This window comes from Paenibacillus sp. FJAT-26967, from assembly GCF_001541095.1.
GTDB lineage: Bacteria > Bacillota > Bacilli > Paenibacillales > NBRC-103111 > Paenibacillus_F.
The window spans coordinates 1351-14769 of the sequence record NZ_LMXH01000013.1 but is presented as its reverse complement, the minus strand read 5'-3'; the positions used below and the strand labels follow the sequence as shown (position 1 = coordinate 14769).

Annotated in this window: 6 protein-coding genes, 14 tRNA genes and 1 rRNA gene; 4 read left to right on the top strand and 17 right to left on the bottom strand. The window is 51.0% G+C overall.

The genetic code is table 11. The features are described 5' to 3' along the window. Positions 1–260 precede the first annotated feature (260 nt). Together recQ and AR333_RS23395 are read right to left on the bottom strand one after the other, a co-directional pair. Positions 261–2060, bottom strand: coding sequence for a DNA helicase RecQ (recQ, locus tag AR333_RS23400; RefSeq protein WP_068777766.1), 1800 nt, complete (start codon positions 2058–2060; stop codon positions 261–263). 69 nt (positions 2061–2129) lie between these two features. Further along, positions 2130–2429 carry a hypothetical protein gene (locus AR333_RS23395; RefSeq protein WP_068777765.1) on the bottom strand — a complete coding sequence of 100 codons (300 nt, stop codon included), beginning with the start codon at positions 2427–2429 and terminating at the stop codon, positions 2130–2132. Positions 2430–2985: 556 nt separating this feature from the next. On the opposite strand from AR333_RS23395, the gene AR333_RS23390 reads away from it, so the two are divergent. The 4 genes from AR333_RS23390 (at position 2986) to AR333_RS23380 (ending at position 10981) form a co-directional block, all read left to right on the top strand. Next, a complete protein-coding gene (locus AR333_RS23390; protein ID WP_068777764.1) occupies positions 2986–4563 on the top strand; it encodes an SWIM zinc finger domain-containing protein in 1578 nt (525 codons plus the stop codon). Further along, positions 4560–7451 (top strand): DEAD/DEAH box helicase, encoded by a 2892-nt coding sequence (locus AR333_RS23385; RefSeq protein WP_068777763.1) that lies wholly within the window; start codon positions 4560–4562, stop codon positions 7449–7451. The genes AR333_RS23390 and AR333_RS23385 overlap by 4 nt, the downstream gene beginning before the upstream one ends. Before the next feature lie 122 nt (positions 7452–7573). Further along, the gene (locus tag AR333_RS25840) at positions 7574–7654 is read left to right on the top strand and encodes a putative holin-like toxin (protein ID WP_219819079.1); all 81 of its coding nucleotides are present in this window, start codon (positions 7574–7576) and stop codon (positions 7652–7654) included. Positions 7655–8089: 435 nt separating this feature from the next. Further along, entirely contained in the window at positions 8090–10981 is a 2892-nt protein-coding gene (locus AR333_RS23380) for an ATP-binding protein (protein WP_068777762.1), read from the top strand. Between the two features lie 731 nt (positions 10982–11712). On the opposite strand, the gene AR333_RS23370 is transcribed toward AR333_RS23380, so the two are convergent. From AR333_RS23370 to rrf, 15 genes are all read right to left on the bottom strand, one after another. Beyond that, positions 11713–11786: transfer RNA gene (locus AR333_RS23370), tRNA-Arg, on the bottom strand. Between the two features lie 7 nt (positions 11787–11793). Next, positions 11794–11867: transfer RNA gene (locus AR333_RS23365), tRNA-Pro, on the bottom strand. Between the two features lie 10 nt (positions 11868–11877). Beyond that, a tRNA-Arg gene (locus tag AR333_RS23360) sits at positions 11878–11954 on the bottom strand. 9 nt (positions 11955–11963) lie between these two features. After that, positions 11964–12038, bottom strand: a tRNA-Gly gene (locus tag AR333_RS23355). Between the two features lie 8 nt (positions 12039–12046). Continuing rightward, positions 12047–12130, bottom strand: a tRNA-Leu gene (locus tag AR333_RS23350). Positions 12131–12143: 13 nt separating this feature from the next. Beyond that, positions 12144–12219: transfer RNA gene (locus tag AR333_RS23345), tRNA-Lys, on the bottom strand. Between the two features lie 8 nt (positions 12220–12227). Further along, positions 12228–12302: transfer RNA gene (locus tag AR333_RS23340), tRNA-Gln, on the bottom strand. 25 nt (positions 12303–12327) lie between these two features. Continuing rightward, positions 12328–12403 (bottom strand) — tRNA-His (locus AR333_RS23335). Between the two features lie 35 nt (positions 12404–12438). Further along, a tRNA-Asp gene (locus tag AR333_RS23330) sits at positions 12439–12515 on the bottom strand. Positions 12516–12525: 10 nt separating this feature from the next. Then, positions 12526–12599, bottom strand: a tRNA-Met gene (locus AR333_RS23325). Between the two features lie 16 nt (positions 12600–12615). Next, a tRNA-Val gene (locus AR333_RS23320) sits at positions 12616–12691 on the bottom strand. Positions 12692–12745: 54 nt separating this feature from the next. Further along, positions 12746–12817 (bottom strand) — tRNA-Glu (locus AR333_RS23315). Between the two features lie 13 nt (positions 12818–12830). After that, positions 12831–12904 (bottom strand) — tRNA-Met (locus AR333_RS23310). 12 nt (positions 12905–12916) lie between these two features. Further along, positions 12917–13008, bottom strand: a tRNA-Ser gene (locus AR333_RS23305). 51 nt (positions 13009–13059) lie between these two features. Continuing rightward, positions 13060–13176: ribosomal RNA gene (gene rrf, locus AR333_RS23300) — 5S ribosomal RNA — on the bottom strand. Positions 13177–13419: the final 243 nt, after the last annotated feature.

Below are 13419 nucleotides of genomic sequence, written 5' to 3'. Positions count from 1 at the left end.
TTCCTCCTTTAACTTCCTGACCAAGCGTGGAAAAGAACATCCGGGCAGTGCATCTCTATAATGACTGGAGCTACAGCAACTAGTAGAGCAAACTCTATCAACGAACCCTATTTTACCATTTTTTACTTTATATGTATAGTTTCTCACAGCCTTATCCACCACTATCAAGCTGAATATAAAATAAACAAACGGCCCCTTTGCAGGACCGTTTGTTCGAGTTCTATAAAATCCATTATGCGGTTATAAGGGCAGCCGTACACTTAAAACTCTCCCGCATGTGCCTCCTGCTCGCGCACATAGGTTTGCAGAAGCTCTAGGAACGGGAGACCGTAGTTACGGAACTTCACTTCGCCAACACCCTTGATCTTAAGCATTTGCGCTTCGGTAGTCGGGCAGCGCTCGCTCATCTCACGCAGGGTGCTGTCGTTGAAGATAATATACGGCGGCACTTTCTCCGTTGCTGCCATATCGCGGCGGAGCAGGCGAAGCTGTTCGAAGAGTGCGTTGTCCACGGCCGATTCCAACGGCTGGCTCGGGGCGACCTTCTGGTATACCTGCACACGCCCCTGCAGGACTTCTACCGCCGGAGCCTGGAGCCTCACAACCGGGTACTGCCCTTCCGACAAGCCCATATAGCCTTCGGCTATGAGTACGTTGATGAGATCCGCTATCTCTTTCTCGGTCCTGTCCTTCATGATGCCATACGTCGGCAGCCGGTCGAATTTGTATTGCAGTACTTTCTTATTGCGCGAGCCCTTCAGCACTCCGGCCACCATGGAAATACCGAAGCGTTCCTGCATCCGCCGGACACAGGAGAAGATCTTCTGGGCTTCGACGGTAATATCGACCGTCTCCCGGTCGTCCTTACACGAGCTGCAGTTGCCGCAAGGCTTCTGCTCCCCCTCATCGCCGAAGTAGTGCAGAATATGATTCTGCAGGCAGCGGGGCGTATGACAGTAATCGATCATCGTCTGCAGCTTCTTGTACTCATTGCTCTTGCGCTCCGGCGAGAGCTGATTCTGCTCTATCAGGAACTTCTGTGTCAGAATATCCTGAGCGCTGAACAGGAGCATGCATTCACTCGGGTCCCCGTCTCTCCCCGCACGTCCCGCTTCCTGGTAATAAGCCTCCATATTCTTAGGCATATTATAGTGAATGACATAGCGGACGTTTGATTTGTCGATCCCCATGCCGAATGCATTGGTGGCTACCATCACGCGGACATCATCGTAGAGGAACGCCTCCTGATTACGGCCCCTCTCCTCATCGGAGAGCCCCGCATGATAACGACCGGCAGCCAGCCCTTTGCGGCGCAGCTGCTCATACAGCTCGTCCACATCTTTGCGCGTAGCCGCATAGATAATGCCCGGCTGATGCGTATGGGCCTTCGCATAATCGAATACGAAGTCCCGCTTGTTCACACCGCGCAGGACGGATAACTCCAGGTTGTCCCGGCCGAAGCCGGTCACGACAACCTCGGGCTGATCCAAATCGAGCAGACGGGCGATATCTCTCGTCACCTCTGTCGTCGCAGTAGCCGTAAAAGCGGCGACCAGCGGACGGCTCGGCAAATCGCGCACGAACGGTGCAATATTGACATAACTGGGACGGAAGTCATGTCCCCACTGCGAGACACAGTGCGCTTCATCTATCGCAACGAACGAAATGTTCATCGAATGCATCCATTGGCGGAACCAATCCGACTCCAGACGCTCCGGAGCAATATACAGCAGTTTATATTTGCCCTGCATGGCTTCGCGGATTCGTCTCCCGGCCTCGCCCGATTCCAGCGTACTGTTAAGGAACGTCGCCGGTATTCTTACCGTATGCAAAGCGTCGACCTGATCCTTCATTAATGAAATGAGAGGCGATACGACTAAGGTTACTCCGTCCATCATCAGCGCAGGGATCTGGTAGCAGATCGATTTGCCTCCGCCCGTCGGCATAATGCCGAGCGTATCCCGCCCTTCCATCAGTGCGGTAATGATCCGTGTCTGCCCTTCCCTAAACTCCGGGTATCCGTAATATTGCTGCAGAAGCTCTTTCGCTTTGGCTAGCATGTTTGGTTGCACCTCTTGTTCTTTTCCTAAGCACGGCAAAAAAGTACAGGACAATTTTACTTGCAGGGGTTATGCCGATATCAGCCGTACAATCGTAACGACCTGATCCTCGTGATCGATCTGTATCAGATGCTTATCTTTCAAATAGCGTACCTTCGCATCCGCTACCTGCAGCAGCGGCTCTGACCCGAGTCCATAGAAGATATCGTCTGCCAGCGTACGGAGACATTCTTGCCGCTCCACCTCCGGGAGTTCTTCCCAATCGGTCTGCGCCATTTCAAAAAAATCATAAATTCCGTCCACCCGGTCAAGCCCTTTCACCAGATCCACAATAATGTCCTCGTATTCCCTGCCGAACTTGATTCCCATACGCTTTGAGCGCCTCCTTGAATTGGAAAAAGCTCCTGCTCTGGAGCTTATTCATGTGTCTTTTAGTATACCATCGCCTGATTCTAAATCCAAACCTGCGTTCGTTTTTCTGCTAGTTTACCCCTTTTTCAAATCAGACAGACCTTATGTGGTAAAATAGATAGACTGTACCTATTACATTCAATAGGAAGCGGTATTGTGCTCCGCAGCCGTCTGTTCTTTCTTGAAATTAATTCTTATGAGTTCAATTGTCAACGAATTACGAAGATGGACCCGCTGACCGCACAGCCTGATTCACACAAAGTCTTTTCTTATATAAGCTGTCATAAATACGTCTGTTCCTACGCGGACTTAGACACAGCTCGGATTCATAAACTAAAACAAAGCTCCTATTCTTGCAGTACCTTTTGCCTGCCGGCTTGAAAGCGATTCCCTATCACATTGACTGGCAGAGCATGTCTAAAATTTCTTCCATTAGCCGATCCTAAACCAATGGGCAAAACAGGAAAAAATCTGGTACTATGGAGAGTAAGGATCAACTCGGAGGTTCAGACGGATGCTCAAACTGCAAATCCCCAAGAACAGAATGAACTACTTGATCAAGCAGATGCAGATCCACATGGACCCCGAGGACGTTGAACGGGGTTGGATGTATTTTCACAAGGGTCGCGTCACAGGTGCTGAACTTGTAGGAGCTGTCGTCCAGGCTTCTGTACGGGGTAAGGAACGGTATACGACGACTATTAATCTTGAGAACTTCTCGGCTGGAAGCTGCAATTGTCCCTTTGACAAGCCGTGTAAGCATATGGGCGCGGTTATTTTTGCGCTGTATACGCCGCACGGACGGCCGGAACTGCTTGTGCAGGAGCTCAAAAGAGCTATGCTTACCAAGAAGAAATCACCACGGGACCGCAGCAAAGAAAGCTCACGTGCCACTGAGCCCGTCCCTAACGGTTCCTCAGCAGAATGGCATCGTTTTTTCGAAGCCCAATATCATGGCTTCTCGATTTCCCATCAATATTCATTTGATCTATTCGTAACCTCGGCATTTGAAAGATTCAGAGCCTATGCAGCAAGCTGGGCAGACGATATACGGCTGCTGTACGACCTGCACGTCATCCTGTTTGTCATGCACCGCATGGAACAGTTTTTTACCGATACGAAGAACTCTTATTTATCCGGCTACCATGAGTCCAATGCCAAAACTGCAGCAGCCGAGTGTCTCACCAGATTGGACAATCTTATGCAATCCCCAGGACTTGAGGACTCCCTTAAGAAGCATGCCAAGCTGTGGCAGGAAGCTCTGCGCCGGTTGGGTACACTTGCATTGGAAGGACATGATAGCCCTATTGACTGGCTGTATGTCTACCGGGCTGTATGGTGGAGTCTGTCAGAACGGCCCGCATGGATTCAGAAAGAAAAGGCCCGGCTTGATAAGCTGCTGACAGATTCAGAAGCAAAGCCTCGTAAACAGGATGCCCTGCTTATTGCGCGGGCGCATTTTGACTTTATAGAGAACCGTACGGAAGAAGCCATTGAGCGGTTGGAGAAGCTTCATAAAAGAAGAGCCCAGAACTTCCTCCTCTATATGAAACGCTGTCATGAGCAGGCGCAGTGGGAACAGCTGCTGGCATGGCTGCGCTGGCTCGCTCCTACTATGCAATCGGCCTCGCAGGAAGACTTCCGGCTGCTCTGCCAATATTGGACCGATTCCGCCAAACACGCTGACGCCGATGCCGAATGGGTTCAGCTTATGGAGACTCTGCTGCCCCGTTCCTATTATGTCTATACCGGCTATCTGCTGCAGACCAAACGGTACCGGCAGTGGATTGACCTGCAGCTTGCTAACCGGATCGGGCCCCAGAATCTATATGCGCTGGAACTGCGGGCCGTAGAAGAAGCGGATCCCGCACTACTTCTACCGCTGTATCATCAGGCAGTAGAACGCTCGGTTCTTGAGAAGAACCGCACCTCCTATAAAACCGCTGTCCGCATGCTGAAGAAACTTGAGAGCTGTTACCTTGCGCTGGGGCGTGAGCGGGAGTGGGATATTTACATCAACCGCTTGGCGGACCATTTCTCCAGGCTCCGCGCGTTTCAGGAAGAACTGCAGAAAGGACATTGGATTCCATGATAGAAACAAGCCCGCTGACTGTTCACGCCGTCTGGATGCCCTCCGGTTCCTTCTTTGTATGGGGAACACGGGAAAACGGCGGCATCTGGGATGCTCATGATTTGAAGGGCCTGCTTTTCGCATGGCATGCACCCTCTTTTTACGGCACTTTTATAGAATCCATAGACTGGGGCCACAGGGAAGGTCTAGCCGTTCCTGCTTTGACGGCCCTGGACTTCTTTGGAAACCCCCAAACTGTTCAACATCTGGCCATACGCTGGGATGCGGAAACTTCCGCTCTGCGGCGCCTGGCCCCTTCAATTCGCCAAGCGCTCAGTGAAGGACGATTCGTCCCTGACTATGAGCAGTGGAAGGCCGGCAATCTGAGCTGGAAGCTTCAGCTGGAAGGAGATGCAGCCGCTTCTGTCACCTCCCAGTCGGAGCTCTGGCTGGATCAGCTTATTCCAGCCTGGGTTGAAGCCGACGGCAGCCGCAAAGCGGCGCTGCGCCGGCTTGAAGAGGCGCATCCGCTGCTGCGTCTCGGTTCCCGTCCGGCCGACACCTGGCTGGACGAGGAGGACTGGCTGGTCGCGATCGGCTGGAAACACGATCCGACGCCATTTCGCTGCAGCGTCCAGCTGCTGGAGCCCGAAGGCGACTCCAGCTGGTCACTGCAGGTGCTTCTGCAGGACCGTGCCGACGACACGGTCCTGCGCGCTGTGACTCCGGCCGGTGAGCTGCAGAGCGGCGAGCAGCCTCTGCCGGAGTCATGGACGCCGGACCTCGGACGCGTCCAGCGCGATATCGGCAGATGGCTGCGCCTTCTGCCCTGGCTGAACGCGGCGGATGGCGGAGGCCCGGCGCGGCTGCGTACGCAGCTCAGCGAGGAGGAAGCCTGGCGCTTCCTCACGGAAGGCAGCGTGCGGCTCGTCGAGGCAGGCTACGCTGTTATGCTGCCCGCCTGGTGGGAGCGGACGCGCAAGCTCCGCCCGAAGCTGCAGGCCAAGCTCAAATCTTCGCTTGGCGGTGGCGGCGGCGAGTCGATGTTCGGCCTCAGTCAGCTGATGCAGTTTGACTGGAGGGTCGCCATCGACGATCTCGAGCTAAGCGAGGAGGAATTCCTCCAATTGCTCGAAGAGAAGCGCAAGCTCATCCGCATCCGCGGCCGCTGGGTCCAGCTCGACCCGCAGTTTCTGCGGCAGGCGGAGGAGCTGCTGGCGCGCTCGAATCGCCAGCAGGGTCTTACGCTGCGCGAGGTGCTTGAGCTGCAGCTTCTTAGCGGAACTGCCGACGAGGGCGTGGCGGAAGCTGCGGACGGTGATGCCGATCCGGATGAGAGCCGCCCTCCTTCCGTCGAGATCGAGCTGACGGGTCAGCTGCGGCGCCTATTCCAGCAGTTGACCCGTACAACCGAGCTGCCGCGTATCGAGCCTCCTGCGTCTTTTAAGGGGACCCTGCGCCCCTATCAGCTGGAAGGCAGCACGTGGCTGCTCTTTCTGAGGCAGTTCGGCCTCGGGGCATGCCTGGCCGATGACATGGGTTTAGGCAAGACGATTCAGTACATCACCTACCTGCTGCAGGTGAAAGCTAGCGAGAATCCCGGCCAGCCTTCGCTGCTTATCTGCCCTACCTCTGTAATCGGCAACTGGCAGATGGAGCTGCGCCGCTTTGCGCCGAATTTGCGGGTCCATGTGCATTACGGCCCTCAGCGCGCCAAGGGATCTTTCTTTGAAGAATCCCTCCAGAATGCGGATCTGGTGATTACTTCGTATACCTTGTCCCATCTGGATGAAGAAGAGATCCGTGAAATCACATGGAGCTCCATTTGTCTCGATGAGGCCCAGAATGTAAAGAATCCATATACGAAGCAGGCGGCCGCCATACGCAGTTTCCATGCCCAGCACCGGATTGCGTTGACGGGTACTCCTATGGAGAACAGGCTTACCGAACTCTGGTCCATATTTGACTTCTTGAATCCGGGATATCTGGGGACGTTAGCGCAGTTTACACGCCGTTTCGTCACACCTATCGAGAAAACCCGAGACAGCGGCTTAATTAGCAGCGTCCAGCGTCTCGTGAGGCCTTTCCTGATGCGCAGAATTAAGAAAGACCCTGCCATTCAGCTCGATTTGCCCGAGAAGAACGAATCCAAAACCTTTGTGACACTTACCGCCGAACAAGGCACGCTCTATGAGCATTATATACAAGAATTATTTCAGAAAGTCGACGCCATGTCTCCTATGGAACGCCGGGGACACATCCTTGCAGCTCTAACGAAGCTGAAGCAGATATGCAACCACCCTGCTCTTATTCTGCGTGAGGGATCCCGTGCCAACTGGCAGAACCGCTCAGGCAAAGTCGAGCGCCTACTGGATATGATCCAGGAGCTGCGCCAGCAGGGAGATAAGTGTCTGATCTTTACCCAATTCGTAGAGACCGGACATCTGCTCCAGGAAATTCTTCAGAATGAACTCGGTGAACCCGTTTCTTTCCTTCACGGAGGGACGCCCCGTCAGACACGCGATGCCATGATCGCCAGGTTTCAGAACGCGGACGGAGACATTCCACCGGAAGAACAGTTCTCTGTCTTCATTCTCTCGCTCAAAGCGGGAGGAACCGGCCTTAACCTGACGGCCGCTAATCATGTGTTCCATTTCGACCGCTGGTGGAATCCTGCCGTTGAGAACCAGGCAACTGACCGTGCTTTCCGCATCGGTCAGACCCGCGATGTCCAGGTTCACAAATTTGTATCTTTGGGCACGCTGGAGGAAAGAATCGACGAAATGATTGAGCGCAAGCTTGGACTCAGCGAGCAAATTGTAGGCAGCGGAGAAAACTGGATTACGGAACTTTCCACGGACGAGCTTAAGGATATGCTGTCCTTGAGAATGGAATGGATGAATGGATGACGCCATGCATGAAATGGTAAAAAATGCTATAACTTTTCCCATATCGGTGGTATACTATACTTACAATAGACTAGGCATTCGAGGGTGGTCGGCTAACCTTCTTTAAATGGAGGTGATGCCCTGTGGAAGTTAAAGACGCTTTGACGCTAATGATTTCATTCGCGAGCTTAGTGGTTCTCATTCTTTCACAGAAAAAGAAATAGACCTCCCTTGGGCTAGCGGCCTTGGAGGTCTATCTTCGTCACAAACTATACAGCTGATCACCCTTGAAGGGCGAGCTATTGGAACCGACCGCTTTGATGCCCCCGCATCAGCGGTCTTTTTTGGCGTAGGAACACGCCATAGTGTATTCAGTCGATGCCTAACCTGACACCGTGCTCCGAAGACACATAAATATCTATACGTTGGTTACCCGTATTTTAACACAGTGCATCAGCAAAATATAATCAAAAGTTTGGGATGCAGATTGCGGGACGAGACAGACAAGGCAGCTCGTCCTACCATTATCTTACATTAAAAGGCGTATGAAAACAATCCTCGTTTTGATCGTTTCATGAAGGATTCCGTCAACTGGTGTCGAATGTTGAAAGTTGCTGAATTTTTCCAGCACCAACTTTTTAGAAACCAGGTGAAGGTATTTGAAAACGACACGTTCTCGGTTATCGATGTCTTATGTTTTTGCTATTGTTCTGCTTCTCGCCCTTGTCGGGACTTCTAGTTATATCTCTTCTTTAAATATGGAAAAACAAAGTGATGCCGTTATTGAAGACGCTATGCCCGTTATATCTGCTGCTAACAACTTACTTCAAGATCTGCTTAATCAGGAGACTGGAATACGGGGCTACCTGATAACCGCCGATGAGACTTTTCTTGAACCTTACGAGAAAGGCAAAACCCAGCTTAAGCAGGATCTTGAAACCATTCATAAACTCGAAGCGGGACATGCGGATCTCAGGGCCGTTATCCAGACTGAAGTCACGCCTCAGATTGACAAAATGGTTAACTTCTACTCCTCTCAAATCGAACTGGTGCGCACCGGTAAAATAGAAGAGGCTCGCAAGCGGATCAGTAAAGGGAAGGAATACATGGATGAGTATAGGACCATTCATGTGAAAGTAGCCGATGTCCTGCAGACGGTCAGCGACAATTCGCATGATTCCATCAAGAAAGCAGGCTCCGTTTCCCGTTTCATTATCTTGAGCGGCGGTATCCTGGGAATTATTCTTGGTGTGTTCTCCGGCTTTATTCTTCTAAGAGCAAGCCGGGCGGAACGGCAGCTTCGCAAAAGTGAAGAAACATACCGTTTTATGGCCGAAAGTTTGGAAGCCCAGAACGAAGAAATCATTGCCCAGCAGGAAGAGCAGCAAATCACGTTATCCAAATTATCGGATCGGGAGCGGGAGCTTGAACTAATTTCAAGCTATCAGGAGAAGTTGACGGGCTTTACCGAGCTCAAACAATTTCTCCGTCATTCTATTCCGGCCCTGCTTGATTCCTTGAGCTATGATGCCGCATTAGTTGTGGTGGAAGATAAAAAAGCCGAGCAATTCGAAGTGCTCTTCTCAAGCGGCTATCCGCAGAACTTTACTTACCGGGTCAGACAGGAGCTCTACGGTCCTGCACGCCGCTTGTTCGATGAGGGACGTGCCTTTGTGCAGAAGCGTGAAGCCAGCGAGAATGAGCGCGGCCTGCACGATGGAATCTCGGTCGCTATCGACCATTACTTCCCTCTCCAGGATGAACAGCACCGGATTATTGGTTATCTTCTGCTGACCAACTTTCATGAGCTTGATCGTCATGAGGATAAAGAACGATTGACCCAAGGCCTAATCCGCCAGTTTGATCTCGCCTTCTACGCTCAGATGACCAATGATGACCGCCGGAAGCAATCCCTGAATTTAAGCGAATTGAACGAACAGCTTATCCAGGAAAAGCAAAACATCGAATCCCAGCGCGATCTGATCAAGGGTATCCTTGAATCTGCGCATGAAGGGATGATGATGTGTGACCGTAACGGTAAAATTCTGATCGCCAACAAGCAGATGGAGAAGTACTTCCATCTCAATCATCAAATCGGCCAGGATTTTGTGGAGTCTTGCAAAGAAATTGCGGCAGCTTCGAACGGGTTTGTCAACGTCTCCCAATCGATTAAAGCCTTATTTGAAGGAGACATTGACCGTTTAATCGAACGGTTTACGTTTATGAATGGTGAGGAACCTCTCTTCACAGAAATTTATGCAACTTCAGTTGGCGAGAATGGCAACGCCGATTCCGGCTTTTTGTTTGTTTTCCGTGACCGGACCGAGGAAGAACGCATTGATGCCATGAAAAATGAATTCGTCAGCATCGTTTCTCATGAGCTGCGTACCCCGCTGGCCAGTGTACTTGGCTTTATCGAAATTCTGATCCACAGAGAACTGTCGCGAGAGAAACAGCAGAAATATCTGGATACCATCTTTAAAGAGGCTACTCGCCTCTCCAACTTGATTAATGATTTCCTCGATCTGCAGCGGATGGAATCAGGACGGCAAATTTACCATTTTGCCCCTGTCGATATTAAGGAACTTGTAAACGACGTAGTCGATAAATGGCAGGACAAGCAGAATCACGAAATTAAAGTGTACAGCGAATCCGCCGAGAATTGGGTTCGTGGGGATAGTGACAGACTGCGTCAGGTAATCCAGAACTTGCTCAGCAATGCGATTAAATACTCCCCGGGTGCGCAAGAGGTAGATATCCATATCCGTCAAGTCGACGGCTCCGTATTGATTGATATAAGGGATTATGGACTGGGAATCCCTAACGAAGCCAAAGAGTATCTATTCTCGAAGTTTTACCGGGTAGACAACTCTGACCGCAGACAGATCGGCGGTACGGGACTTGGCCTTGCAATTGTCAAAGAGATCGTAGAAGGTCATAACGGAATGCTGACGTTCCAGTCGGAGATGGGCAGAGGCTCGACATTTACGATAGCGTTAGAACCCTTTGAGATGGTTTCCTTGAACAGCCGGATCGTTATTTTCGAAGACGATGATAACCTGGCTAAACTTATTCAAGTTGCGCTGACTAAACTCCAGCTGCCGTCTGTACAGCTTCGTTCCGCTGAGGAGGGCATTCTCTCCCTGCACCGTAAGACGACAGAAGCTCCGCTTCTCTTTATAGTGGATATTCATCTGGAAGGCGCTCAGACGGGCTGGGACTTCCTTGCTGAGCTTTATCATCACCCTATTTACAACAGAACGCCTGTCATCGTATCTACGGCTCTGGAACCTCCTATGGATTATCATGAGAAAGACATTGAGAAGTTCATGCGAAAGCCATTCACCATGGAACGATTGATACAAGTAGCCCAAGACCTGATCAGCAACCGGCATAAGCCGTCATATGTGTTCCCGACACAGGACAGGAATCTTATTGCAACCTCTCTGGAGCGTAATGGGATTAAGGTAAATGAGATAAAAGAAAGCTCAGACATGATCGAGTTTGAAATCAACACCGATGATAATGATCCGAATGCGGACAAATCGTAACTCTAAATTCTATGCCGATACTCTATCGGTGCACACAAGAGGCTATCTAGAAGTCATACGACTTCCGGTAGCCTCTTTCTCTATCTTTCTCTTTTAATTAATCCATACTAGATACTGGCGTGGGTTTAAGCATTCAAGTAATGTTCGGGAGCCAAGAAGCGAGCACAAGGTACAATGCTTTAATTGTCACGGAAAAGGGGTTATTCCAGCTATAGGAGAGAATCTTGGCGTGATGGAAGATGCTAGCATCACCTGCGATGACAATCACGTGACAATCATCCCGTTGCTAGAAGAATACGCCGATTGCGTGGCCTTCTTTTTCTATCTGACCATCCAGAAGGATTGGCTCACACATATGTTAACTGGAAGGAAGCAGTCGAAGAGACACATGTGGAGGGTTTATACGATGGCGTATGCATGATATAACAGTGCAGGAATTTACCTTCCACAAATCATGCTATTTATTGTGATCGGCATAGTCGGATTCAAGTTCAACGGAGATCAAACTGCAGCTGCCTATATGAAGAAGAATCAGATAAGTTTCAATCGGCTAGCTAACGGCTATTGACCGGATAGAATTACGAGAATTTAAAATCCTTGTGTAAAATCGTGTGTAAAACGTTTATATCAGCATAATATTCTATGTCGTTACAAAACAACAAAAAAACCGTTAAACCCTTGATATACAAGGAATTTAACGGTTTTTACGGTATCTAAAGTTAATTAGATTACGTCCCAGGAGGGATTCGAACCCCCGACAACTCGCTTAGAAGGCGAGTGCTCTATCCAACTGAGCTACTGGGACAAACGTATCGGGACGACACGATTTGAACATGCGACCCCCTGGTCCCAAACCAGGTGCTCTACCAAGCTGAGCTACGTCCCGACAAAAAATATGGCGTGCCCTGAGAGATTCGAACTCCCGGCCTTTTGATTCGTAGTCAAACGCTCTATCCAGCTGAGCTAAGGGCACGTATGAAGTTGGAGCGGAAGACGGGAATCGAACCCGCGACCCTCGCCTTGGCAAGGCGATGCTCTACCGCTGAGCCACTTCCGCATAATAAATGGTGCGCGTGGAGGGACTTGAACCCCCACGTCAAAGACGCTAGATCCTAAGTCTAGTGCGTCTGCCAATTCCGCCACACGCGCACATAAGTGAAAATGGTGAGCCATGAAGGACTCGAACCTTCGACACCCTGATTAAAAGTCAGGTGCTCTACCAACTGAGCTAATGGCTCGAAATAAATGGCTGGGGATATAGGATTTGAACCTATGCATGACGGAGTCAAAGTCCGTTGCCTTACCGCTTGGCTAATCCCCAACATCTAACATTTTTAATTAAGGAATGGGGCGGACGAGGGGAATTGAACCCCCGAGTGTCGGATCCACAAACCGATGCGTTAACCACTTCGCCACGACCGCCACACGGACATAACGCTTATTGTAAAGAAATTTAATGGCGGAGCTGACGGGATTCGAACCCGCGGTCTCCTGCGTGACAGGCAGGCATGTTAGGCCTCTACACCACAGCTCCAAGTAAATAATTGCGGGGGCAGGATTTGAACCTGCGGCCTTCGGGTTATGAGCCCGACGAGCTACCGGGCTGCTCCACCCCGCGTCAGTTAAAGCTTATATGGTGGACGCTGACGGGATCGAACCGCCGACCCTCTGCTTGTAAGGCAGATGCTCTCCCAGCTGAGCTAAGCGTCCATGATGCTGATTCTAGTTGTCTATCCCTTAATTATTTCCTTATAAGGAATAGTATGACCCGTAGGGGATTCGAACCCCTGTTACCTCCGTGAAAGGGAGGTGTCTTAACCCCTTGACCAACGGGCCTTGTATGTATCTATAGCGGCGGAGGGACTCGAACCCACGACCTCACGGGTATGAACCGTACGCTCTAGCCAGCTGAGCTACGCCGCCTCATAATAAATCTGGCGGAGAGAGAGGGATTCGAACCCTCGAGACGCTTTTGGCGCCTACACGATTTCCAATCGTGCTCCTTCGGCCAGCTCGGACACCTCTCCATCGTGTCAGGCCAGTTAAATCCCCATAAAAAAACCCACTGTTGTGGGCCCGCTTGGCAACGTCCTACTCTCCCAGGACCCTGCGGTCCAAGTACCATCGGCGCTGGAAGGCTTAACGGTCGTGTTCGGGATGGGTACGCGTGGTTCCCTTCCGCCATCGTCACCAAACAGGATGTTCCGAAGTGTTAGAGACTTCGAAAATCGCAGCATCTCCTTGCGGACATACTACTCATAGCAGGGTTGTACCCTGAAAACTAGCAGCGAAAGATGTACTAAGATCCATCCAAAGATCTTGTGGTGCACAGCCATAGACTATGCTTCCGATGTTGGCCTCTACTCGCGTAAAGACCTGTAGGTCAAGCCCTCGACCGATTAGTATTGGTCAGCTCCACACATTGCTGTGCTTCCACC